Here is a 25137-nt window from a genome sequence, read left to right as displayed (position 1 = left end):
CTCTCCGCGGTTCAAACGATGGTGAACAGCGGCTGGTCGTACTCAACCGGCTGACCGTCTTCTACCAGAATGGATTCGATCACACCGCTGGCTTCAGCTTCGATGTGGTTCATCATTTTCATGGCTTCGACGATGCACAGGGTGTCGCCTTTCTTCACGGTCTGGCCGACTTCGACAAAGGCTGGCGAAGTAGGCGAGGCTTTACGGTAGAAGGTGCCGACCATTGGCGAACGCGCAACGGTGCCGTTCAGTTTAGGCGCGGCAGGTGCTTCGGCGGCGGCAGGTGCTGCGGCAGCAGCAGGCGCGGCAACTGGAGCAGCGGCGACTGGAGCCGGAGCGTAGTACTGTTGCGCTGGAGTCTTGCTGTGACGGCTGATCCGTACGGATTCTTCGCCTTCCTTGATCTCCAGTTCGTCGATGCCAGATTCTTCCAGCAGTTCGATCAGCTTCTTGACTTTACGGATATCCATTAATCATCAACTCCCAAGGTTCGGTCAGGGGCGTAAATATAAAAACGTGTTAGCAAACGTTTCTTGTGAGCCCCGGCCTACAGGCCAGGTTCTCGTCATCAGGGCTTTGCGTTAGCAGCCAGGTGTTCCAGGGCAGACTCCAGGGCCAGCCGATAACCGCTGGCGCCCAGGCCGCAGATCACGCCTACAGCAACATCTGAAAAGTAGGAGTGATGGCGAAAAGGTTCACGCTTGTGCACGTTAGAGAGATGCACTTCGATGAATGGGATGCTCACAGCCAGCAATGCGTCACGTAATGCGACGCTTGTATGTGTGAAAGCAGCCGGATTGATCAGGATAAAATCGACTCCCTCGCCGCGCGCGGCATGGATGCGGTCGATCAATTCGTACTCGGCATTGCTTTGCAGATACTGCAGGTGATGGCCGGCGGCGCGAGCCCGCTGCTCCAGGTCCTGGTTGATCTGAGCCAGGGTAATGGCGCCATAGACCCCCGGTTCGCGGGTGCCAAGCAGGTTCAGGTTGGGGCCGTGCAGCACCAGAAGCGTTGCCATCTGTGTTTCCTTTTATCGTTAGGCACAAACGTTGCGCGGCGACTATGCCGTAAACCGGCGGGCAGTGTCCAGTTGCCGACAATAGCCAGCACGATGACCGAGATTCACGCCAAATATGTGACTAATTTATTAATTTCGGTCATTGCTGATGGCATTTCGGCAGCCAGAAGAAGTTATAGACCCAGATCGCCGCCAATGCGCGTCAGATGCTCGGCAAATTCGCCGGCGTTTGTCTCTCCTACTACTCGAGCGCTGGTTTTTTCGCTGCCGTTCGCATCAAAGAACAAAAGGGCGGGAGGGCCGAACAACTGGTAGCGGTCGAGCAAGGCACGTTGGTCGGCGTTGCTTTCTGTCATGTCGAAGCGCACCAGGGTGTACTTCTCAAGCTGACGTTGCACCGCCGGGGCGGTCAGCACCTCGTGCTCGATGACCTTGCAACTGATGCACCAGTCGGCGTACCAGTCCAGCACCACCGGTTTCGCTGCAGCCTTGGCCTGAGCCAGGGCGCTGTCGAGGGCTGCCGGGGTGGTCACGGTCTGCCAGTCGTTGTGGTTACTGGCCTGGGTGACCGCGCCCGAGGCCGATGCTGTGGCGTGTGGCAAAGGCCGCAGAGGATCGGTCTGGCCACTTAATGCGCCATACCAGCAGGCCAGGGCATAGACCAGCAGCAAAAGGCCCAGTAATTGGGCCAAGCGCTGGCGCGTGGTTTTTACTGTGAACTCCAGGGCGCCAAGGAACACGGCAACGCCAGCACTCAGCAAGCCCACCAGCAGCAGGGTGATCTGGCCAGGCAGTACCCGGCTGAGCAGGCCGATGGCCAAGCCCAGCAATAGCACGCCGATGGCGTTTTTCACGGTAACCAACCAAGGACCGCTTTTCGGTAGCCAGGCCGCCCCGCCTGTCGCGACCAACAGCAGTGGCGCGCCCATACCCAAGCCCAGGGCGAACAGTTTCAGCGCGCCGCCCAGGGCATCGCCACTGGCGCTGATATAGAGCAAGGCTCCGGCCAGCGGTGCCGACACGCAAGGTGAAACCAGCAGACTTGAGAACACGCCGAGCACGGCCGCACCGAGCAGCGAGCCGCCCTTGGTCTGGCCAACAAGTCGCTCGAGACGATTACTGATGGCGTGCGGCAGCTTTAGTTCGAAGAGACCGAACATCGCCAGCGCAAACACTACAAAGAACAGCGAAAAAGGCACTAGCACCCAGGCCGACTGCAGGCGCGCCTGCAGGTTCATGCCTGCGCCGAACAGCCCCATCAAGGCACCGAGCACAGCGAAACAGGCGGCCATCGGTAGCACGTAGGCCAGCGACAGACTGAAGCCGCGCCAACCACCCACCTGTCCGCGCAGAACCACGCCGGAGAGAATCGGCAGCATGGGCAATACGCACGGAGTAAAGGTCAGGCCGACCCCAGCGAGGAAAAACAACAATAGCTCTTTCCAGGTCCAGGCGTTTGTATCCACCTGCGGAGCATCGATGGCAGCAGGAGCGACAGCGCTGCCATCGATGCTCAGGCGTGCGGTTTCCGGTGGATAGCACAAGCCTTTATCGGCACAGCCCTGGTAGCCCACCAGCAAGGTAAAGGCACGCTGCTCGGTCGCCGGGCGGGGAATATCGATATCAAGGATGCCGTGGTAAACCTCGACATCGCCGAAGAACTCGTCGTGCTTGGCTTCACCAGGCGGGATCTGCGCTGCGCCCAGGACGATGTCCGCGGGCTCGGTGCGAAATTGGAAGCGATGACGGTACAAGTAGTAGCCATCGGTAGCGACAAAACGCAATTTGATGGTTTGCGCATCGCTTTGGATCACACTCAGTTTGAACGCTTCGTGCACCGGCAGGAAGTCGGCGCTGTTGTTCAGGGATGCCGCTCCCAGCGTCGCACTGGGGCGGTTGTCGAGCAGGCCGGCACCGAAGGCGGGCAGGGCCAGGACCAGGAAAATCAGGCAAAACAGGCGGCGCATGGCGGTCTCGCTGTACAGAACAGCCTGCATGATAACGAAGTTTTGCCAGCGCAGCAGGCGGCCGGCGATTTGCGCTCTGGTGGGCACAGGCCTTGCCTGCGCTATGGCACTACAGCCGAAACGCCCGCACGGCGGTATTCAGTTCGCCGCCCAACCTGAGCAATTGCTCACCCTGTTCACGGCCTTCACCAATGCGTTGAAGGTTGTCTTCGCCCAAATCATGAATGCGCTCGCTGTGGTCGCGAATCTCGCTGACCGCGCCGCTTTGTTGCGCGGTCACATCGGCAATACGCACTGCAGTCGCGGAAATGGTCTGGATCGCTGCGACAATTTCATCCAGTGCGCCATCGGCCGCCTGTGCCTGGCCAGCCGTGGCTTCAGCATGTTCGAGCTGGGCGCGCATACCTTGTACAGACTCGCGTGCAGCAAGCTGCAAACGGCCGATCAAGGTCTGGATTTCACCGGTAGCCCCGGTAGTACGCTGCGCCAGTGAGCGCACCTCTTCTGCGACCACGGCAAAACCACGGCCCATTTCTCCGGCCCGCGCCGCTTCAATTGCCGCGTTCAAGGCCAGCAGGTTGGTTTGTTCGGCAATCGAGCGAATGACGGTGAGTACCCCTCCGATGGTGGCCGACTCTTCGGCCAGTTGTTCGATCATCTGTGCGTTGCCTTGCACTTCATCAACCAGCGCGTGCAGGCCGGTCAGACTCTGGCCGATCACCACCTGGCTTTGCTGCACCGCATGCCCGGCATCATGGCTGGCGTCGGCGGCATGACTGGCATCGCCAGCCACTTGAGAGATGGTGGCCTCCAACTCGCCCAAGGCATCACGTATCTGCGCGGTGTCAGCGGCCTGGCGTTCGGCGCCAGCGTGCAACGCGCTGCTCATACCCGCCAAGGCACGACTACTGCCGGCCACTTGTTCGGCATTGTTGCGAAGGGTCCCGACCAGATCCACCAGGTACAAGCGCAGGCGATTGAGTGAATCCTGGATGTCGTGCATTTCGCGGTTGCTTTTGCCCAGTGCGATGGCGTCAGCGAAATTACCTTCGGCCCAGCGCGAAAGGGCCGGAGCCAGGTTGGTGAGTACCCGTGCCAGGCGCCGTTGCAACGTGTCGATCAGGAGCGCGATCACCAGGATCAGAGCAATCATCAAACCTTGGATCAGCCGCACTTCAGCGTTGATCGCGGCGTGCTGGCTGCGTACTTCAGGTTCAAGTGCAGCAATGGACTGTTGCATGGCATCAAGTTGTTGGTGTGTGCGTTCGGCCAGCCCGCTGCGGCGCTGGATTTGCTCGCGGGTGCGCTGCAACTCACCGGGGTAGCGCTTGAGCAGGCTGTTCAGCTCGCGCTTGAGGGCAACGCCGGTGTCTTCGGTCTCACTGCTGGCCTGGGTCTCCAGCCCCATGAGGGCAGCAAAGTCATCGGCGTTCGACTCCCGTGCGGCACTGACGCCAAGCAGCGGCAGTTCATCGAGTGCCTGGGCCTGGGCGATGATTTGCTGAAGCTCGCGTTCCACCTCGTCCGCCAGCTCGCTACGGCCACTGCTGACCAGCTTGTCGCGGGCAAGCGACAACCGCGAAAGGTGCAACGACGCCTGGAACAGCGGTGTCCAATAACGTGGGGCATCGCTACTGCTGCTGGCTTGAGCGTAGCCGGCCAATTGTTCGAGGCTTGCCCCCAGCTCGCGCTCTGCCTGAAGCAATAACGCCTGCGGATCTGCCGCCAACTTGCCGGCGGCCAGGAGTTCGTTGCCCGCAAAACCCTGCAGGCTGTCCAGGCTTGGGCGCAAGGACGCGGCCAGCGTTGCCGGGAGTTGCGCAAGCTGCTCTTGCAGCGCAGTGGTCGCTTGGACCGCAGCAGCATGGCGCAGGGCATCACCGCTGTTGAGGTAATCGAGGATATTGCGGGCCGCCTGGTTCTGAAACTGCTGCGACAGTGACAGATAACGCTCCATGATCAGGTAAGGGCGTTCCAGCGCGCGCTGAGACCACCATAATGTAGCGCCCAGGGCGATACAGACGGTTACCAGCAACAGGGTATTGAAATTGGTAAGCAGCTTCAGGCGCATGCGCAGGATCTACCAACGGTCGAATGGTAAGCCCCTGAAGTTATTGCGTTTTTATGACCGGGTTATGACGAAGCATGGCCTGATGTTAAAAAAAAGTGGCACTTTGCCTTATTTAATCGACGCGCTGTACCCGATTGCGCCCGGCACCTTTGGCTCGGTACAGCGCTTCATCGGCAGAGGTGGCCATGCTCAGGGCATCGAGCTCATCGCTCAACTGCACCACGCCGGCGCTGAAAGTGCAGAAAAGATCCTTGGGTTGAGCAGGATAGTGGATCTCGGCAAAGCGCCGACGGATCTCGTCGAGCACCTTATGGGCGGCGCTCAGGTCGGTATTGGGCATTACGATGGCGAACTCTTCTCCACCGTAGCGACCGATGAAGTCGGTCTTGCGCAAACGCTGTTTGAGAAACAGTGCCAGGCTTTTGATCACACGATCACCCATCGGGTGACCGTGGCTGTCGTTGACCTTCTTGAAGTGGTCGATGTCGAGCATGGCAAAGCTCAGCGGCTGTTCTTCGCGTCGAGCGCGGAAACTGCAGTCTTCGAGCAGTTGCAGGATATGTGTGTGGTTATACAGACCGGTGAGGCTGTCGCGAACCATCCGTGCCTTCAGATTGCGTGCCCGCGCGGCGCGGTTGCGCACCGTGGTAATCAGGTGGCGTGATCGGATCGGCTTGGTCAGGAAGTCATCGCCGCCTTCGCTCATGGCGTCGAGTTGCTTGTCGAGGTCATCCTCGGCTGACAAATAGATGATTGGCACGCTGACATAACGGTCATTGTGGCGAATCACCTTGGCCAGTTCCGTGCCGGTGCAGTCAGGCATATACATGTCGAGGATGATCAGGTCGGGCTGGAAATCGGCCAGTTCGGCCATGGTACGGATCGGATCAGTGAGCGCCCGGGTGACGATACCGGCACTGTTGAGCAATCGCTCGGTGTGCATGGCCTGGGCCCGGGAGTCGTCGATGATCAGCACCTTGAAAGGCTCGTATTGGGTGACACTGGTGAGCAATTCAACCTTCTCCAGCAGGCTGGAGGCTTCCAGCGTGCCGGTCAGAAACTCCTGGCCCCCGGCGCGCACTGCGGCAAGCCGCGTGGGTGTGTCGGTTTCATGCAGGCTGAAGAACAAAAGCGGTACGCGTTGTTCCAGACCTTGCTGGGCCTGGGCTGCCAATTGCAGGCCAACGCCGCTGCCCGTGAAGTCGACATCCATGACAATGACCGACGGCAAGCGCTCGCTCATGGAGGCGCGGAAGGCATCGGCGCTGTACAGGGCTTGTACACCCAGGCCGAAGAATTCCAATTGTTGAGCCAGACGTTCTGCGCGGTCGTGGTCCTGGAGCATGATGTAGACCGGCTTGCGCAGGGGCGGTAACGGTACCTGTTCAAGCAGGTCGCCCTGGCGCAGGCCGGTGCGCGACAAGCGCTGCATCAAGCGGTTCAGCTCACTGATGAGGGTACTGCTCAAGCGTGCGCTGTTGGCCTCGACCGCCGCCAAGGTTTGGCCGATGGCCTCGGCCAATTGACTGTGTTCGGGCTGTTCGAACCGTTCTGCGTAGCGTTGCAGGCGCAGGTTGGCCTCGCACAGCTCACCCAGATCGCCAGTCGACCACTCGCTGCGCTGCAGGCGCTGCCAGATTTCCAGGATCTGCCTAGCCTGGTGAATGACCCGCTGGGCAAAGTGCTGTTTGAGGCGCTCACGATTGGGGTCTTCTAGCTCGGTCATGTCCTGACTACTTATTTAAGGGTGAGGCAGTTCGAGTAATGGCTCTATGCTAGCACCACTTGCCGGACAATCGAGTGTCTTGTATCAATTATCTGTATAGGTTTGCTTATTCATTTGTTGACTCGATAGTCGCTTATGCGAACCGACCTCCTTGATTTATAGTGCAGCGATACTTGCCGACCCCGGCAGGCGGCGCGCGCGGAAAAACCGTACAGCGCTGGCACGAAGCCCGGGGGTTGCGGTCGAACCCCTTGAACCGACGTGACAGAAAGGACAACGCCATGCTGGATTGGAAAAACCGTACAGGCAAAGCCGAGGCGCGTGAGCGGGTAGAGCCGCGCAGTGCAGCCACTCGCAGTTATTTCGGCGGGTTGTTCTTCAGCCGAGCCCTGGGCACGCTGATTGGCTTGTATCTGTTGGTGTGCATCGGTCTGGGCTGGTACTGGAGTGCCGAACCGGACTTGTTCCCCGTCCAGCAGAATGCCCAGGCTGCCGCCGAGAAGACCGGCCAGCAGATGGTGGTTGGCTACACCACCGTTGAAACCCTGAAAACCGTTGCTGGCACCTTGCTCAACAAGCCGGGTGGTTACATTTCCAACGACCGCTTTCCACCAGGATTGTGGATGGACAATATGCCGAGCTGGGAGTACGGCGTACTGGTCCAGGTCCGTGACCTGAGCCGGGCACTGCGCAAAGATTTCGCCCGTTCGCAATCGCAGTCGACTGAAGATGCTGATCTGGCCAAGGCCGAGCCACGCTTCAACTTCGACAACAAGAGCTGGATCCTGCCGTCGAGCGAATCGGAGTTCCAGGAAGGCATCAACTCCCTGAGCCGCTACCAGAAACGTCTGGCTTCCCCGGATCAGCAGGGCGCGCTGTTTTATACCCGTGCCGATAACCTCAACAACTGGCTGGGCGACGTTGCCACCCGTCTGGGTTCACTCTCGCAGCGTCTGTCGGCCAGCGTCGGTCGGGTCAAGCTCAACAGCAGCCTGAAAACCGAGACAGTGGTCGCCGGCCAGGCGCCGCAACTGGACGAAGAAGTGGTAGAAACGCCTTGGCTGCAGATCGACAACGTCTTCTATGAAGCCCGTGGTCAGGCTTGGGCGCTGTCGCACCTGCTGCGCGCCATCGAGGTGGACTTTGCCGATGTCCTGGCGAAGAAGAACGCTACGGTCAGCGTACGCCAGATCATTCGCGAGCTGGAGGCTTCCCAGGAGCCGCTGTGGAGCCCAATGGTGCTCAACGGCAGTGGCTTCGGCATGTGGGCCAACCACTCGCTGGTCATGGCCAACTACATTTCGCGTGCCAACGCCGCGGTGATCGACCTGCGCCAACTGCTGTCCCAAGGCTGATCGATGGCTATCTCCACGCAGGAGGCTGCGCACCGCGCGGCCTCCGATGCCGAACTGATCGCCTGGGTAGACGAAAGCGACAAGCTCCTGGGCGCCGTACCCCGCGCCGAGTTGCGTGAAAAGGGCTTGATCGGACGCGGCACCTACATTCTGTTGTTCAACACGCTCGGTGAGTTGTGCGTGCACCGGCGTACCGAGAGCAAGGCAATTTATCCGGGCTACTGGGATGTGGCCGCCGGCGGCATGGTCCAGGCCGACGAAAGCTTTGCCGAGTCTGCCGCCCGTGAGTTGGAAGAAGAGCTGGGAGTGGCAGGTGTCGAGTTGACTGCCCACGAACGGTTTTTCTTCGACCAGCCCGGCAACCGGCTCTGGTGCGCGGTGTTTTCAGCCGTCTGGGACGGGCCTTTGCGCCTGCAACCGGAGGAAGTCAGCGAAGCGCGCTTTTTACCCGTCGAGCAGGCGTTGGCAGAGAGTCTCCGGCAGCCTTATTGCCCCGATTCACTGGCTGCATTGCAACGCTACATCGACCGTCGGGCCTGAAGTCGCTAATAGCGTGCAAAATGGCGCAGTTTTGTACTTAGCATTCGCTGCATTTATCGTTACACTGCGCGGCCTTTCAAGGCTGCCGCACTCTGTGTGCGGCAGTTGCGCTGCCCCTGCCAGAGTGGGGCTTCGCGGTCGATACCCCGCCCAGGGCATCGACCAGTTTTTGTCCTCACCGTACGAGGATCAAAAGTGGCCAAAAAAGCCGCATCATTCGCCGCCCTTGGTGGCCTGGTGTTCTCCACTGATGCAGGTCGGCATTGTCCGGACTGCAGCAAACCCATAGATGCCTGCATCTGCAAACAGACGCTCATCCCCGAAGGCGATGGCATTGCTCGCGTGCGCCGCGAAAGCAAGGGCCGTGGCGGCAAGACGGTGACGACCATCAGCGGTGTACCGCTGCCCCTGGAACAGCTCAAGGACCTGGCAACCACGCTCAAGCGTCGTTGCGGAACCGGCGGCGCGTTGAAAGACGGGGTCATCGAAATTCAGGGCGATCACGTCGAGCTGTTATTGGCAGAGCTGATCAAGCAGGGCTTTAAAGCGAAGAAGTCCGGCGGCTGAACAGCGCATCGCGATTTTTTGCAGTTTGCTTTCTAAACTCGTTCCCGTAGGAAGGGTCTATCCCTGAACACGGAAAATCGTCATTTCCAGGTTTTACACTGCGCCCGCCGTCCGCGGGCCGGTGTTATCCGACTTTTTATATAGGGGACTTCAATGTCCGTACGACGCACACGCAAAGACGATGGCAGCCAATGGACAGTTGCGGACAGCCGCAGTGTTTATGGAATTCGCCATTGGGGGGCCGGTTACTTCGCAATCAACGAGGCCGGGCGCGTCGAAGTCCGCCCCAACGGGCCTGGCAGCGCGCCGATCGACTTGTTCGAACAGGTCGACGACCTGCGCAAGAGCGGTTTGTCGCTGCCGCTATTGGTCCGCTTCCCGGACATCCTGCAAGACCGCGTGCGCCAGCTGACCGGTGCCTTTGACGCCAATATCGCGCGCCTGGAATACCAGAGCCAGTACACCGCGCTGTACCCGATCAAGGTCAACCAGCAGGAAGCGGTGGTGGAAAACATCATCGCCACGCAGAACGTCTCCATCGGGCTGGAGGCGGGTTCCAAGCCTGAGCTGTTGGCCGTTCTGGCCCTGGCACCCAAAGGCGGCACCATCGTCTGCAACGGTTACAAGGACCGTGAGTTCATTCGCCTGGCGCTGATGGGCCAGAAGCTTGGCCATAACGTGTTCATCGTCATCGAAAAAGAATCGGAAGTGGCGCTGGTCATCGAAGAAGCGGCCGACCTCAAGGTCAAGCCGCAGGTTGGTCTGCGTGTGCGCCTGTCGTCGCTGGCATCGAGCAAGTGGGCCGATACCGGTGGTGAAAAGTCCAAGTTCGGCCTGTCGGCTGCGCAACTGATCTCGGTGGTGCAGCGCTTCCGTGACGCGGGCCTGGACCAGGGCATCCGTTTGCTGCACTTCCATATGGGTTCGCAAATCGCCAACCTTGCCGACTACCAGCACGGCTTCAAGGAAGCTATTCGTTATTACGGCGAATTGCGTGCCCTGAACCTGCCTGTCGACCACATTGACGTTGGTGGCGGCCTGGGTGTCGACTACGACGGTACCCATTCGCGCAATGCCAGCTCGATCAACTACGACATGGACGATTACGCCGGTGTCGTGGTCGGCATGCTCAAGGAGTTCTGCGATGCCCAAGGCTTGCCGCATCCGCACATTTTTTCTGAGAGCGGTCGCTCGCTGACGGCGCACCACGCCGTGCTGGTGGTGCAGGTTACCGATGTCGAGAAGCACAACGACGAAGTGCCCGTAATCGAAAACAAGGAGAGCCTGCCCGAAACGGTTCAGTCGCTGGCCGATCTGTTGGGCCCGACCGATATCGAGATGGTCACCGAAACGTACTGGCGCGCCACGCACTACATGAGTGATGTGGCAGCGCAGTATGCCGACGGCAAGATCACCCTGGCCGAGAAAGCGTTGGCCGAGCAGTGCTACTTTGCCGTCTGCCGTCGCCTGCACAACTCGCTCAAGGCCCGTCAGCGTTCGCACCGTCAGGTGCTCGACGAACTCAACGACAAGCTTGCCGACAAGTACATCTGCAACTTCTCGGTCTTCCAGAGCTTGCCCGACACCTGGGCCATCGGCCAGGTACTGCCGATTCTGCCGCTGCACCGCCTCGATGAAGAGCCGATGCGCCGCGCCGTGCTGCAAGACCTGACCTGCGACTCCGATGGCAAGATCAACCAGTACGTCGACGAGCAGAGCATCGAGACCAGCATGCCGGTACACGGCATCAACGAAGGTGAGGATTATCTGCTGGGTATCTTCCTGGTCGGTGCCTACCAGGAAATTCTCGGCGACATGCACAACCTGTTTGGTGACACCGACTCGGTGAACATCTACCAAAACCCGAACGGCAGTGTGTACCACGCCGGTATCGAGACCCACGACACCATCGAAGACATGCTGCGTTACGTGCACCTGTCGCCGGAGGAGTTGATGACTCACTACCGCGACAAGTGCGCCAGCGCCAAGATCACAGCGCGTGAACGCACCCAGTTCCTGGATGCGCTGCGCCTTGGCTTGACCCGTTCTTCGTACCTGTCCAGCTGACGCAATCGCGGCGCAAGCTCGCTTCTACTCAGGTTGTCGCACCTGACTTGAGTAGAAGTAGGCCTTGCCGGCGATGGAGCTGCCTAGCAGTCCTCCAGGGCGGACGCCGGTTCCCACTCAGGTTGAAAGCAATTGCGCCTCACGCTGGGCGATGGCAGCTTCGAGCTCAGGCGAACGCTTGGCCCATTGTTCGGGAGGCAGTGGTTTGGACCATTCAATGATGGCGGGGTTGGTTAAACTCGGCGGATGAGACAGCTTCAGGTTCTGCAGTTTTTCCGCAAGATAAGTCCCCAGAATCGTAATGCAGAACAAGCCCCAGAAAACACCAAGCAAGTTCCCCTTACAAAGGTCGGTAATAATCGAGCCGATTTGCGTTTCTTCGTAGGGTGCGACGCCTACCCGGCTATCTGGGACTGCGTCCGGTCCTATCTCCATGTAACTGCGCATGCACTCCCACAGCGCCATCGCGGTGGTGCCACCGCCACAGCCAAAGCCCAGCGAGTAATGTTTGTTATCGTCCTTGGCGAGCGGATCTGGGTTCTCGAAGCCAATGAACAACATGCCCATCGTTGCTCTGCCACCTTGGCTTACTGACGAATGTTGCGTGGCTGCTGCGGTCACGCTTTCCCAGGGGACAATCCAGTACTCGCCATCTGCTTGGGGTACGCATACTTCACGGCGCTGTCGATTGAAACGTACGGGTAAAGGGACTTCGCGGAATAAGCCTAGGATTACATAAAAGATAGGAATGCCTACGATGATAGTTGCGCCCCACATCATTATCGGGTCAGGAGTGATGTAGTACATCAGTGCAAACAGTATCACCATCGGCCAAATAACCATCACCGCCGAACCGATACTGTAAATACCAATGTCGACAAACACGTCGTTCTTGCGCCATATCGTATTGAGTACATCTGCGGGATTTTCGCCGGTAGGGATGGGCAAAGGCGCCAAGTAATCGTTACGCGAGAACAGCCGCTTTTTAGTAGTGCCTGCGGGTGGTGTACTCATGTTTGTTCCGTGTGTTGCGTCTGCGCGAGCAATTCGGCCTCACGCTGGGCGATGGCAGCTTCCAACTCGGGAGAACGCTTGGCCCATTGTTCGGGCGGCAGGGGTTTGGACCATTCGATAATGGCGGGGTAGTCCAGGCTTGGAGGCGGATTCAACTTTTTCCACTGCAGGTAGCCAGCCAATGGGGCATTGAAAATAAACACGCCAAATATACCTTCCCACAGTATCGTCAGAAGCCAGCCGCGGGTTTTAGCTTTATCGCGCATGTAGTCGATGTAGTCGCGCAGGGTCCCACCTAAGTTAAGCGGAACAGCCTCTGGCGCTGCGTCGGGCCCAATCTCCATGTAACTGCGCATGCACTCCCATAGCGCCATCGCGGTGGTGCCTCCGCCACAGCCAAAGCCCAGCGAGTAATGCTTGTTATCTTCCTTGGCGTGCGGATCTGGGTTCTCGAAGCCAATGAACAACATGCCCATCGTTGCTCTGCCACCTTGGCTTACCGACGAATGCTGCGTGGCTGCTGCCGTCACGCTTTCCCAAGGGACAATCCAGTACTCGCCATCTGCTTGCGGTACGCATACTTCACGGCGCTGTCGATTGAAACGTACGGGTAAAGGTACTTCGCGGAAAAGACCCTGAATCAGAAGTAAGGTAGGAGTTCCGATGATAAAAGCGACCATGATCGCAAATATGTGCATATCGTCCTGATCATGCCTGAACAGATATCCCATGAATGCGAACAGCATTACCATTGGCCAAAGCACCATCACCGCCGACCCGATACTGTAATTACCAATATCGAGAAATACGTCGTTCTTGCGCCATATGGTGTTGAGCACATCGGAAGGTTTTCTCCCGGTGGGAATTGGCAATGGCGCCAAGTAGTCGTTGCGCGAAAATAGCCGTTTTTTAGTGGTGCCTGCGGGTGGCGTACTCATGTTTGTTCCGTGTGTTGCGTCTGCGCGAGCAATTCGGACTCACGCTGGGCGATGGCAGCTTCGAGCTCAGGCGAACGCTTGGCCCATTGTTCTGGAGGCAGTGGTTTGGACCATTCAATGATGGCGGGGTAGGTCAAACTCGGCGGATGGGACAGCTTCAAGTTCTGCAGTTTTTCCGCGAGATAAGTCCCCAGAATCGTAATGCAGAACAAGCCCCAGAAAACACTAAGCAAGTTCCCCTTACAAAGGTCGGTAATGATCGAGCCGATTTGCGTTTCTTCGTAGGGTGCGACGCCTACCCGGCTATCTGGGACTGCGTCCGGTCCTATTTCCATGTAACTGCGCATGCACTCCCACAGCGCCATCGCGGTGGTGCCTCCGCCACAGTTAAAGCCCAGCGAGTAATGCTTGTTATCCTCCTTGGCGTGTGGATCTGGGTTCTCGAAGCCAATGAACAACATGCCCATCGTTGCTCTGCCAGCTTGGCTTACCGACGAATGTTGTGTGGCTGCTGCCGTCACGCTTTCCCAGGGGACAATCCAGTACTCGCCATCTGCTTGCGGTATGCATACTTCACGGCGCTGTCGATTGAAGCGCACGGGTAAAGGTACTTCTCGGAAAAGACCTTGAATCAGAAGTAAGGTAGGAATTCCGATGATAAAAGTGACCATGATCGCAAATATGTGCATATCGTCCTGATCATGCCTGAACAGATATCCCATGAATGCAAACAGTATTGCCATTGACCAAAGCATCATCACCGCCGAACCGATACTGTAATTACCAATATCGAGAAACACGTCGTTCTTGCGCCATATGGTGTTAAGCACATCGGAGGGTTTTATCCCGGTAGGGATGGGCAATGGCGCCAAGTAGTCATTACGCGAAAACAGCCGTTTTTTAGTGGTGCCTGCGGGTGGTGTACTCATGTTTGTTCCGTGTGTTGCGTCTGCGCGAGCAGTTCGGCTTCACGCTGGGCGATGGCAGCTTCCAGCTCAGGAGAACGCTTGGCCCATTGTTCGGGCGGTAGGGGTTTGGACCATTCGATGATGGCGGGGTAGGTCAAACTCGGCGGATGAGACAACTTCAAGTTCTGCAGTTTTTCCGCAAGATAAGTCCCCAGAATCGTAATGCAGAACAAACCCCAGAAAACGCCAAGCAAGTTCCCCTTACAAAGGTCGGTAATGATTGAGCCGATTTGCGTTTCTTCGTAGGGTGCGACGCCTACCCGGCTATCTGGGACTGCGTCCGGTCCAATCTCCATATAACTGCGCATGCACTCCCACAGCGCCATCGCGGTGGTGCCACCGCCACAGTTAAAGCCCAGCGAGTAATGCTTGTTATCCTCCTTGGCGTGCGGATCTGGGTTATCGAAGCCAATGAACAACATGCCCATCGTTGCTCTGCCGGCTTGGCTAACTGACGAATGTTGCGTTGCTGCTGCCGTCACACTTTCCCAGGGGACAATCCAGTACTCGCCATCTGCTTGCGGTATGCATACTTCACGGCGCTGCCGATTGAAACGTACGGGTAAAGGTACTTCGCGGAATAAACCCAGGATTACATAAAAGATAGGAATGCCCACGATTATTAGTCCGACTCCCAGTATTAGAAGGTTGGACGTGATGTAATAAATAACCGAAAATTGTATGGCCGTCGGCCAAATAATCATCACCGCAGAGCCGATACTGTAATTACCAATATCGAGAAACACGCCGTTCTTGCGCCATATGGTGTTGAGCACATCGGAGGGTTTTATCCCTGTAGGGATGGGTAATGGCGCCAAGTAGTCGTTACGCGAGAACAACCTTTTCTTTGTGGTGCCTGCGGGTGGTGTACTCATGTTTGGTCCATGTGTTGCGTTTGCGCGAGCAATTCGGCCTCACGCTGGGCGATGGCAGCTTCGAGCTCAGGCGAACGCTTGGCCCATTGTTCTGGAGGCAGGGGTTTGGACCATTCGATGATGGCGGGGTAGGTTAAATCTGGTGGTGGATTCAGTTTCCAGCGCTCAAGCACGTCGATAAGCAGCGTGTTAAAAATGAAAATGCCGCAGAAGCCTTCCCACAAAACGGTTACAAACCACCCTCGTAATTTCGCAGCCTTGATAAGGTCTTCCAGGTATGTGGCCCATATTCCCTTGGATCTGTCGAAACGTGCGGTCTGATCCTCAACCGCTTCCGGTCCAATCTCCATGTAGCTGCGCATGCACTCCCATAGGGCCATCGCCGTAGTACCTCCGCCACAGCCAAAGCCCAGCGAGTAATGCTTGTTATCCTCCTTGGCGTGCGGATCTGGGTTCTCGAAGCCAATGAACAACATTCCCATCGTTGCTCTGCCACCTTGGCTAACTGACGAATGTTGCGTGGCTGCTGCCGTCACGCTTTCCCAGGGGACAATCCAGTACTCGCCATCTGCTTGCGGTACGCATACTTCACGACGCTGTCGATTGAAGCGCACGGGTAAAGGTACTTCTCGGAAAAGACCTTGAATCAGAACTAGGGTAGGAATTCCGATGATAAAAGTAACCATGATCGCAAATATGTGCATATCGTCCTGATCATGCCTGAACAGGTATCCCATGAATGCGAACAGCATTACCATTGGCCAAAGCACCATCACCGCCGAACCGATACTGTAATTACCAATGTCGAGAAACACGTCGTTCTTGCGCCATATGGTGTTGAGCACATCGGAAGGTTTTCTCCCGGTGGGAATGGGTAATGGCGCCAAATAGTCGTTACGCGAAAACAGCCGTTTTTTAGTGCTGCCTGCGGGTGGCGTACTCATGTTTGTTCCGTGTGTTGCGTTTGCGCGAGCAGTTCGACCTCTCGCTGGGTGATGGCGGCTTCCAATTCAGGCGAACGCTTGGCCCATTGTTCGGGGGGGAGTGGTTTGGACCATTCGATAATGGCGGGGTAGTCCAGGCTTGGAGGCGGGTTCAGCTTTTTCCACTGCAGGTAGCCAGCCAATGGGGCATTGAAAATAAACACACCAAATACACCTTCCCACAGTATTGTCAGAAGCCAGCCGCGGGTTTTAGCTTTATCGCGCATGTAGTCGATGTAGTCGCGCAGGGTTCCCCCTAAGTTAAGCGCAACCGCCTCTGGCGCTGCGTCGGGCCCAATCTCCATGTAACTGCGCATGCACTCCCATAGCGCCATCGCGGTGGTGCCACCGCCACAGCCAAAGCCCAGCGAGTAATGTTTGTTATCGTCCTTGGCGTGCGGATCTGGGTTCTCGAAGCCAATGAACAACATCCCCATCGTTGCTCTACCACCCTGGCTTACTGACGAATGTTGCGTGGCTGCTGCCGTCACGCTTTCCCAAGGGACAATCCAGTACCCACCATCCGCTTGCGGTACGCATACCTCACGGCGCTGCCGATTGAAACGTACGGGTAAAGGTACTACGCGGAATAAACCCAGAATTACATAAAAGATAGGAATGCCTACGATGATAATTGCGCCCCACATCATTATCGGGTCAGGAGTGATGTAGTACATTAGTGCAAACAGCATCACCATCGGCCAAATAATCATCACGGCAGAGCCGATACTGTAATTACCAATATCGAGAAACACGTCGTTCTTGCGCCATATGGTGTTGAGCACATCGGAAGGTTTTCTCCCGGTAGGGATGGGCAATGGCGCCAAATAGTCGTTACGTGAAAACAGCCGTTTTTTTGTGGTGCCTGCGGGTGGTGTACTCATGTTTGGTCCATGTGTTGCGTTTGCGCGAACAGTTCGGCCTCACGCTGGGCAATGGCTGCTTCCAGCTCAGGAGAACGCTTGGCCCATTGTTCGGGGGGTAGGGGTTTGGACCATTCGACGATGGCGGGGTAGGTTAAATCTGGTGGTGGATTCAGTTTCCAGCGCTCAAGCACGTCGATAAGCAGCGTGTTAAAAATGAAAATGCCGCAGAAGCCTTCCCACAAAACGGTTACAAACCACCCTCGTAATTTCGCAGCTTTGATAAGGTCTTCCAGGTATGTGGCCCATATTCCCTTGGATCTGTCGAAACGTGCGGTGTCATCCTCCACCGCTTCCGGTCCTATCTCCATGTAACTGCGCATGCACTCCCATAGCGCCATCGCGGTGGTGCCTCCGCCACAGCCAAAGCCCAGCGAGTAATGCTTGTTATCTTCCTTGGCGTGCGGATCTGGGTTCTCGAAGCCAATGAACAACATGCCCATCGTTGCTCTGCCACCTTGGCTTACCGACGAATGCTGCGTGGCTGCTGCCGTCACGCTTTCCCAAGGGACAATCCAGTACTCGCCATCTGCTTGCGGTACGCATACTTCACGGCGCTGTCGATTGAAGCGCACGGGTAAAGGTACTTCGCGGAATAAGCCCAAGATTACATAAAAGATAGGGACGCCCACGATTATTAGACCGCCCCACAATATTATAGGGTTAGAAGTGACGTAATACATCAGTGTAAAAAGCATCACCATCGGCCAAATAACCATCACCGCTGAACCGATACTGTAATTACCAATATCGAGAAACACGTCGTTCTTGCGCCATATGGTGTTGAGCACATCGGAAGGTTTTCTCCCGGTGGGAATGGGCAATGGCGCCAAGTAGTCGTCACGCGAAAACAGCCGTTTTTTAGTGGTGCCTGCGGGTGGCGTACTCATGCTTGTTCCGTGTGTTGCGTCTGCGCGAGCAATTCGGCCTCACGCTGGGCGATGGCAGCTTCCAGATCAGGAGAACGCTTGGCCCATTGTTCGGGAGGCAGTGGTTTGGACCATTCAATGATGGCGGGGTAGGTCAAACTCGGCGGATGAGACAGCTTCAAATTCTGCAGTTTTTCCGCGAGATAGGTTCCCAGAAGCGTAATGCAGAACAAGCCCCAGAACACACCAAGCAAGTTCCCCTTACAAAGGTCGGTAATGATCGAGCCGATTTGCGTTTCTTCGTACGGTGCGACGCCTACCCGGCTATCTGGGACTGCGTCCGGTCCTATTTCCATGTAGCTGCGTATGCACTCCCATAGCGCCATCGCCGTTGTGCCTCCGCCACAGTTAAAGCCCAGCGAGTAATGCTTGTTATCTTTCTTGGCGTGGGGATCTGGGTTCTCAAAGCCAATGAACAACATGCCCATCGTTGCTCTGCCGGCTTGGCTAACTGACGAATGTTGCGTGGCTGCTGCGGTCACGCTTTCCCAGGGGACAATCCAGTACTCGCCATCTGCTTGGGGTACGCATACTTCACGGCGCTGTCGATTGAAACGCACGGGTAAAGGTACTTCTCGGAACAGGCTCAAAATCAAAAAAAAGGCAGCGGGGCCCGTAATACAAGCGCCCAATATCAGAGCATCGGGATCATTGAAGCCGTAAGCCAATGCCGAGAACAACACCACTAACGGCCATATCCCCATCACCGCCGAGCCGATACTGTAAATACCAATGTCGACAAAAACGTCGTTCTTGCGCCATATAGTATTGAGTACATCTGCGGGATTTTCGCCGGTAGGGATGGGTAGGGGTGCCAGGTAATCGCTACGTGAAAACAGTCGTTTTTTTGTGGTGCCGGCCGGTGGCGTACTCATTTTTTATCCTTGGGTCGCAGGTAGTAGGCACCCGGCAGTCCGGCTCCAAGCTCATACTGAGGTACACGGTCCAGTTCCGGGGTTGGATCATCGCCAAGTGCGACCACGCCGCTGTCACTCAGGGTGAAGGCAACGCCCCGCTCGCCGCCAATAAAGCTTTTGGCGCCGAGCATTGCGGTTAAAGGTGTGCGATACCACAAGCGCAGGGAGACTGTGCCGGGGCGTGAGTCAAGTACGCGTGGTTCTGTGTTGAATGCGCCACTCAGGCGTAACCCTTGACCTTCGTCGACGGGTATCCAGCAACAGCTGCTGCTGGACAGCCAGTGCGGAATCATATTCCGCCACGGTCGAGGCGGTTGGACACGGCCTGGGCTGTTTTTTATCAAGTAGGTGTAGTACTCGGAATCAACCGGGTCACCGATCAGGCTCAGTTGCAGGTAAGCACTGCTGGGCTCAGCGCCTGGCAAGTCGATGGTGAGGTAATCAATGGAATTTTCTGCGCTCAGCCCCATAGGGCCATATCCAGTGCTGATCGAGCTGCTCTTCATACTGATCCGGGGCGTATAGAGTATTTTGTAGAGCTGAGTGAGTTCGCTTTGTTGGGCCTTGGTCGGGATAGGATTAAGATTGCCCGCGCGCGATTTTGACCAGCAGCAGGAACCGAGGAAGTTTTGCAGTGGCGTTTGTTGAAAAAACCAGGTGATCAGGTAAAGCACCCCCAGCATCGCAATGACCCAGTTCAGCGGACCCATGTACATCGAGTAGCGCATGATTGCGACTTCAACTTCAACTAAACCTGCCAAGGCTTTGCCTGTTTGTACTATGCCCAATAGTGCTTGGGTCCCATATGCTGCCACTTGACCCCCGACTACGGTTTGACGCATCTCCAGCCATGGATCGATACGAGTCTGTGCACTTTCCAGCTGTGCCTGCAAAGACCTGTGCTCTTCTGCTGCCGCGATCCATGACAAACCACCAATTACCCCACCAAACAGAGTCAGTATTGGGGCCGCAGTCGAACGAATATGAAACCGATCCTTCTTCAACCCCTCCCGCACCTGAACATCAATCACCGCCGTCAAAGCCGCAGCGGTATACAACGTTGCGGAAACAGTATCGTTGGTACGCTGGTCACTCATTCCCTCCAATGTTGCTGCTTGGCTCAGATAGTTGTACGCGTTGAGCGAGTTCAGCAGTAAGACGGCCAGCGGTAAGACGCCACCGCTATTGCTCACTAAAGGGGAGTTCGCGATACCTGCCACGCGCCCGGCGCCGATGGCTTTTCCTGTGGTGTTGGCCCAGTGGGTCAGGTCTTCGGCTTGTTTGCCCACCACAGACCAGATCAGTCGGCCGCCTTCGGTCACTTGTTGCAGGCGCGTGTCGCTACCCAGGCGAGCAGTGATGAAAATGCCAATCCATTCGCCGCTGAAGGTTATGTTGTCTTTGAGCAACAGCAGCGACGCCGACAGGCGGTTGACCAGCAGGGTCCATGGGTTGTGGGGGTTGCGGCCCATGGCCGCGAGGTCATCCAGCAGCGGTTGGCTCAGGGGCTTCAGTGCCTGACGGGTGGCGGCGATATTCTCGGCAGACAGCGCGGTCAGCAATTCGTCCATGCGCGGAGAGACGTTGATGCCGACATCGAGCGAGGGCGTCCAGGCGCGGAACAAGTGCGTTAAAGCACCTCCATCGGCTGCCCGCACGTATTCGGCGTATTGTTCGGCGCCCTGGGCACGAATGCATTGTGCAGTCAGGCACCCGCTGGCCAGTTCGGTCAACCAGTGCCGTGCGTCCAGGTCGTGATAATCGACAAACCAGGTGCCGTTCGCCGAGCGCTTGAGGAACACACCTCGGTCGCTGAACAGGGCTTGATGACGTTGCTCGATCTGTTGGAAGTGCGCGGGGGCGGTGGAGTCGAGCCAGGTGTTCATTGCCTCAAGGTTGATGTATTCGCTCACCTTGGCGCTGAGGAAATCATTGTTGAGGTTGGCCTGCTTTTCGGCGCGATACTCGCGCACAAAGTATTCGGCTTCGTTGTACAGGTCTGCCGGAATGAAGGCCCGTACGGGCCCGACAATAGCGCCAATGCGCGCATCGCGGTTGCTGGCTTCGGCCTGGGTAGGCTGACCACCATAGCGGCGGGCCTCGGTTTCAGCCTTCAGCTCTATATCCAGTCGGTGCTGGCAATCGAGCATGATTTCACCTTGCTCAGGCGTGAGGGTGATATCGCGGCCCTTGTAGCGATAGTTGAGGCTGCCCGCCAGCTCAGCGCCGTCTTCGCTGACCAGGCTGCGAACAAACCCACCGATGCTCAGGCGCAGGTTGTTGTCAGCCATCCACTGTTCGTGACGTGTTTCAACCCATTCCTGCTCATGGTTGATATCACGCAGCACGCCAAGGTCATCGTCCAGGCAGGCAAATACAGCGAACAAACCATTGGCCTGTGCTTTCGTGTTTTCCAGCCAATCCTGGGTGCCCTGGGCCTCCCACCGTTTGGCACTCCACTCGCCCGCGGGCTCATCGCTGGCTTCGGGGTGTTGAGCGATGACATTGTCCCGTTCACGTAGACGCTGCATCACTGTGATGTACGCCTTGATGTTGTCGGTCGTGGGCGCTTTCATCACCGCCTCACCCAGCGCGGCCGTGTTGTCGTCGCCGCGCTGATGGTCAGCCTTCATCGCTCGGGCGTAGGAGGTCGGAATAAGTTCAGCCATGACTTGCTTAGCGTCGGCCAGCGGCGGGCAATGAGGTGCCTGCAGCTCATTGGCGACTGTGCGCAAGGCTATGTGGCGCATGTGTGCGTTGCGCTGGGTACGGTCGCTCAATGCCTTGCAGTGCTCTGCGGGGAGGGGGAACTCGGCGTAGAGCATCCAGGCGTCGTGAGTCTTTTTCAGCGGCAGCCCTGCCAAGGTGCCCTGCAAAACGATGGTGCTTTCACACGCCAGTGTCTGCGCGCTGAGTAGTCCATCCGGTGCGATAGCGTAGCGTTCGAGCGGGCCTTGGTCTTGCCAGAGGTACAGAAAGCCTTCTCGCAGACGCCGTGCCGCCATGGGCCGACTACGGGTAGTAACGCCGGGCGTGCAGCAGGGATGAGGGGCTTTTTCTTCCGCCAGTGCGTACCTCACCGGCACCACGAAGACCTCAGGCTGACTGGCGGGACAAGGCGTCAGATGGCTGTTGATGTCTTCATGGGGCAGTGCCTTGGCGGCGCGGTCGGCCTGGGCCAATCGGTCCAGCAGTTCCAGTTTGCTCGCGCTCATCCAGTGAACTCCTTGTCGGTAAGTAACTGACGATGCAGTTCGGCACTCAGGTTATCGAGGCGCTGCGTCGGCAAAGCGGCTTTGTCGTCGAGAATGTGGCGGTACACGGCGTGATCTGCCGCGTTGGGAAATTCATCACCCAGCACGGCGTGAAAGTTGGCCCAGCGCGTGACTTGATCAATTGCGCTGTAGCCGTGACGTTCAGCATTACGCTGGCACGCCGTTGCCCAGTGTTGTTGGGCAGTGGCATCCAGTCCTTGCAGGCGTTGAGGAAAGTAATGCCGACAATGCTCAAGCAACTGCTCGGTAAGCTTCTGCTGCTTGGCGGCGCTGAGGTGATTCAACTGCTGCATGCCAAGGCATAGCCACGGTTTGTCCGAGTACTGGGCAATGGGCTGTTCGGGGTTTTCCTGCGTGATGCACCCGCCACGCTGAAACGACTTCGGCAGTACGATGCGGCGGATCGGTCCCATCAGTCGATCACGTTCGCGTGGCTCCAGGTCTGTCAGCCACAGGTGCGCGATACGCGGATCGTAGTAGCGAAAAAAGACCGTGACATCGCCCTCGATGCGGGCGTGGATCAGGCTGCGCAGATGTTGCAGCAACACCGCTTCATCCACCTCGGACTCAAGCCAGATGCCCGCTGTGGTGCTCCATTCGTGGGTAAAGGTTTCTGCCAGTGGGCTGTCGGCAACTACGGGTACCAGTACCGGGCTGGTCTTTATCAGCGCGCTGTACGCAGTACGTTGATACAGCGATTGCACTGCGGTGGTGCATCCGAGTTCAAACAGGCGATCCGGCAAGCAATCGATGAGGGCGCCGTCCAGCAGCAAATAGGCCTGGTTCATGCGTTCATCTCCGCGAGTTTTTCACACACGGCGCAGATGGGAGCGGCTTGTCGCGCGGCGTGTATCAGCGCTGCTTTTTGCGCGGCCAGCGACAGCGCAACCAGCGCTGCTGCCACCGGTAAGACCGAAAGGGCCTGCTGGGACGCAACCCCGACCACCGGTGCGCCCCCTGGAACGATGGGCACGCTGCTGAAGATTCCTCCCGCACTGATAATGATGTGTTGCCCGCCAGCCTTGAGGGTCAGGCTCATTCCGGCATCGATCACCACATTGGTGGCGGTGACGTGCGCCTGTGGACCTGCCTGGATCACCAACGTGCCGTCCGCCACAGTGCTGCTATTGCCGGTGATGGAAATCAGGTCGTTACCGCCGATCACTGTATTGCGCAGGCCCTGGGTGGTATGTAGCTCGTCGCCACCGATCAGGCTGGAGCTGTTGTGATCGACCTGTTCATAGCGGTCATTGTTGATCAGGCTGCGACTGTTCTGGCTTATCTGCTCGTGACGGTCGTTTCCGATTTTGGTGTCGCTGTCGTTGAGAATCAGTTGCTCGATATCGCGCTGCGCGCGCAGGTAGATTTTCTCCTGCCCGGCGCGGTCTTCCAGTAACAACTCGTTGTAGCCGCCATTGTGCGGAGAGCTATGGCTACGCAACACGGTTTTGGTTTTGTGCGCGGGTAACGGATACGCCACCGATGTGCGCTTGTTGGCCACGCAGCCAGTGATCAACGGCTGGTCGGGATCACCATTGAGAAAGGTCACCACCACTTCCATGCCGATCCGCGGGATGGTCACTGCGCCAAAACTTTCCCCGGCCCAGCTGGACGCTACCCGCAACCAGCAACTGCTTTTGTCGCTGTTAAGCTCCGCGCGGTCCCAATGGAACTCGACTTTGACCCTGCCATGCTCATCGCAGTAGATCTCTTCGCCCACAGGTCCGGTGACGCGGGCGGTCTCGCACACCAACGCTGCTTTACGCGTGACCAGCGGCGGACGATAGAACACGTCCCAGGGGATAGCGCTGAAGTTGTTGCGATAGCCTTGGCTGAAGCCGTTCTCGGACGGGCAATCGCTGGGGGCCGACTCTTCAAGCACCTGCGGCTGCTTGCCTTCATGGCTTACGCTGAGCAGCAGCCACAAGTCGTTGTACTGCTTGCGCGGGTGATCGGTCAGGCCGAAGAAGTAACCGCTGCGCAGGGTGGGCTGATCGCTCTGACCTTTAACCAACTGATAATCGCTGCGCTGTCGTTCCAGGGCATGGCGGGCACGTTGTTCGCCGAGTTTTGCCGTCTCGATCAGCGTGGGGTAGCGGTAGTCTTCAAGGGGAGGGGCGAATGTGCTGGAGGACTGGCTTTCGAGCACCAGATTTGGGCGTTTCAGATCGTAATCGCGGCGGGTGACCTTGGTGGTCCGGGTGTTGAAACCCATGGCAAATTGGCTGACCACCGGATGCTCTGCCACCAGGCCAGTGCCTTGCTGATAAGGGGTTACATCGAGTTTGGGAAAATAGGTCTGGTGGTCGGTGAACACCAGTTGATGGTCATCCGGGCTGTGCTGGTGGTGCCAGGCGATGCCATCTTCACTGCACAAGCGCTGAATGAAATCGAAGTCACTTTCACCGTATTGAGTACAGTAGACCCGCTGCGGGCTGGTGGTGACATGGAACCTGAAGGTATCGGCCTGAATCCCGTGCCCCTGGAGCACCTGTGTGACGATCTGTGTAACGGTCTGTTGTTGGAAAATCCGCTGGTTATGGCTGAACTGCAGGTAGTGCAGGGCCGGCACCAACGTCAGGTGATAACGCGTCAGGCGTTTGCCCGGTTCACCGACCGATACGTTGTCGATCCGGCCATGGATACCTTCGCCATTGAGGCCAAACGTGAGGAACGCCGGCTGGCTGAGCAAGCTTTCAAGGTTGAAGTCAGGGTACTCGCTGACCAGCTCCACCTGGATCGCGTACAAGCTACTGATTGCTTCAGTCCCGTGAAAGGCCAACACCTTGAAGTCATTGCGAACGGACGGGATCAGTAACGCGAAGTGTGCAGCGTTGGCCGGGGCGAACATACGCTTATCCTTACTCTGAAAAGTGAACGCAGAACGCGATGCCCACGGCAGAAAACCGGGCAAGTTCAAATTTCAGCGCACGCTAACAAGGCGGCTAAGGAATTGATGCAGGGGGCGTCCTAAGAGGACGTGTGAATTTTCTTTTGTCTA

General features: G+C 57.4%; 20 protein-coding genes. 4 read left to right on the top strand and 16 right to left on the bottom strand.

Annotation, left to right across the window (positions count from 1 at the left end; genetic code table 11):
- Positions 1 to 11 precede the first annotated feature (11 nt).
- From accB to D3Z90_RS23810, 5 genes are all read right to left on the bottom strand, one after another.
- Complete coding sequence (gene accB / locus D3Z90_RS23830; RefSeq protein WP_136478332.1) at positions 12 to 470, bottom strand: acetyl-CoA carboxylase biotin carboxyl carrier protein; 459 nt, start codon at positions 468 to 470, stop codon at positions 12 to 14.
- Between the two features lie 98 nt (positions 471 to 568).
- Entirely contained in the window at positions 569 to 1021 is a 453-nt protein-coding gene (aroQ, locus tag D3Z90_RS23825; protein WP_136478331.1) for a type II 3-dehydroquinate dehydratase, read from the bottom strand.
- A gap of 173 nt (positions 1022 to 1194) precedes the next feature.
- Positions 1195 to 2988: a protein-disulfide reductase DsbD gene (locus D3Z90_RS23820; protein ID WP_136479037.1), complete on the bottom strand. Its 1794-nt coding sequence runs from the start codon at positions 2986 to 2988 to the stop codon at positions 1195 to 1197.
- Between the two features lie 109 nt (positions 2989 to 3097).
- Complete coding sequence (locus tag D3Z90_RS27485; protein WP_371922336.1) at positions 3098 to 3877, bottom strand: methyl-accepting chemotaxis protein; 780 nt, start codon at positions 3875 to 3877, stop codon at positions 3098 to 3100.
- Between the two features lie 1294 nt (positions 3878 to 5171).
- Positions 5172 to 6785, bottom strand: a complete 1614-nt coding sequence (locus D3Z90_RS23810; protein ID WP_136478329.1) for a PleD family two-component system response regulator — start codon at positions 6783 to 6785, stop codon at positions 5172 to 5174.
- Positions 6786 to 7066: 281 nt separating this feature from the next.
- On the opposite strand from D3Z90_RS23810, the gene D3Z90_RS23805 reads away from it, so the two are divergent.
- The 4 genes from D3Z90_RS23805 (at position 7067) to speA (ending at position 11314) form a co-directional block, all read left to right on the top strand.
- Positions 7067 to 8140: a DUF2333 family protein gene (locus tag D3Z90_RS23805; RefSeq protein ID WP_136478328.1), complete on the top strand. Its 1074-nt coding sequence runs from the start codon at positions 7067 to 7069 to the stop codon at positions 8138 to 8140.
- A 3-nt stretch (positions 8141 to 8143) separates the two neighbouring features.
- Positions 8144 to 8680 carry an NUDIX hydrolase gene (locus D3Z90_RS23800; protein WP_136478327.1) on the top strand — a complete coding sequence of 179 codons (537 nt, stop codon included), beginning with the start codon at positions 8144 to 8146 and terminating at the stop codon, positions 8678 to 8680.
- A 195-nt stretch (positions 8681 to 8875) separates the two neighbouring features.
- Positions 8876 to 9247 carry a translation initiation factor Sui1 gene (locus D3Z90_RS23795; RefSeq protein ID WP_136478326.1) on the top strand — a complete coding sequence of 124 codons (372 nt, stop codon included), beginning with the start codon at positions 8876 to 8878 and terminating at the stop codon, positions 9245 to 9247.
- 153 nt (positions 9248 to 9400) lie between these two features.
- A complete protein-coding gene (gene speA / locus D3Z90_RS23790) occupies positions 9401 to 11314 on the top strand; it encodes an arginine decarboxylase (protein WP_136478325.1) in 1914 nt (637 codons plus the stop codon).
- A 117-nt stretch (positions 11315 to 11431) separates the two neighbouring features.
- Here speA and D3Z90_RS23785 read toward each other — a convergent pair whose 3' ends face one another.
- From D3Z90_RS23785 to D3Z90_RS23730, 11 genes are read right to left on the bottom strand one after another with little or no spacing between them, the layout of a single operon-like run.
- Complete coding sequence (locus tag D3Z90_RS23785) at positions 11432 to 12328, bottom strand: hypothetical protein (protein WP_136478324.1); 897 nt, start codon at positions 12326 to 12328, stop codon at positions 11432 to 11434.
- A complete protein-coding gene (locus D3Z90_RS23780) occupies positions 12325 to 13266 on the bottom strand; it encodes a hypothetical protein (protein WP_136478323.1) in 942 nt (313 codons plus the stop codon). Before D3Z90_RS23780 ends, D3Z90_RS23785 begins: the two co-directional genes overlap by 4 nt.
- A complete protein-coding gene (locus D3Z90_RS23775; protein ID WP_136478322.1) occupies positions 13263 to 14195 on the bottom strand; it encodes a hypothetical protein in 933 nt (310 codons plus the stop codon). Before D3Z90_RS23775 ends, D3Z90_RS23780 begins: the two co-directional genes overlap by 4 nt.
- Positions 14192 to 15109, bottom strand: a complete 918-nt coding sequence (locus D3Z90_RS23770) for a hypothetical protein (protein ID WP_136478321.1) — start codon at positions 15107 to 15109, stop codon at positions 14192 to 14194. The genes D3Z90_RS23775 and D3Z90_RS23770 overlap by 4 nt, the downstream gene beginning before the upstream one ends.
- Positions 15106 to 16053, bottom strand: coding sequence for a hypothetical protein (locus D3Z90_RS23765; RefSeq protein WP_136478320.1), 948 nt, complete (start codon positions 16051 to 16053; stop codon positions 15106 to 15108). Before D3Z90_RS23765 ends, D3Z90_RS23770 begins: the two co-directional genes overlap by 4 nt.
- Positions 16050 to 16976, bottom strand: coding sequence for a hypothetical protein (locus D3Z90_RS23760; protein WP_136478319.1), 927 nt, complete (start codon positions 16974 to 16976; stop codon positions 16050 to 16052). The genes D3Z90_RS23765 and D3Z90_RS23760 overlap by 4 nt, the downstream gene beginning before the upstream one ends.
- Entirely contained in the window at positions 16973 to 17905 is a 933-nt protein-coding gene (locus D3Z90_RS23755) for a hypothetical protein (protein ID WP_136478318.1), read from the bottom strand. The genes D3Z90_RS23760 and D3Z90_RS23755 overlap by 4 nt, the downstream gene beginning before the upstream one ends.
- On the bottom strand, positions 17902 to 18819 hold the full coding sequence (locus D3Z90_RS23750; protein ID WP_136478317.1) for a hypothetical protein: 918 nt from the start codon (positions 18817 to 18819) through the stop codon (positions 17902 to 17904). Before D3Z90_RS23750 ends, D3Z90_RS23755 begins: the two co-directional genes overlap by 4 nt.
- The gene (locus tag D3Z90_RS23740; protein ID WP_256658283.1) at positions 18816 to 22076 is read right to left on the bottom strand and encodes a toxin VasX; all 3261 of its coding nucleotides are present in this window, start codon (positions 22074 to 22076) and stop codon (positions 18816 to 18818) included. The genes D3Z90_RS23750 and D3Z90_RS23740 overlap by 4 nt, the downstream gene beginning before the upstream one ends.
- Entirely contained in the window at positions 22073 to 22924 is an 852-nt protein-coding gene (locus D3Z90_RS23735; RefSeq protein ID WP_136478316.1) for a DUF4123 domain-containing protein, read from the bottom strand. Before D3Z90_RS23735 ends, D3Z90_RS23740 begins: the two co-directional genes overlap by 4 nt.
- On the bottom strand, positions 22921 to 24987 hold the full coding sequence (locus D3Z90_RS23730) for a type VI secretion system tip protein VgrG (RefSeq protein ID WP_136478315.1): 2067 nt from the start codon (positions 24985 to 24987) through the stop codon (positions 22921 to 22923). The genes D3Z90_RS23735 and D3Z90_RS23730 overlap by 4 nt, the downstream gene beginning before the upstream one ends.
- Positions 24988 to 25137: the final 150 nt, after the last annotated feature.

It is taken from the genome of Pseudomonas sp. DG56-2, from assembly GCF_004803755.1.
Taxonomy (GTDB): Bacteria; Pseudomonadota; Gammaproteobacteria; order Pseudomonadales; family Pseudomonadaceae; genus Aquipseudomonas; species Aquipseudomonas auratipiscis.
The sequence above is the reverse complement of the archived record's forward strand: the minus strand, read 5'-3'. Positions and strand labels throughout refer to the sequence as shown.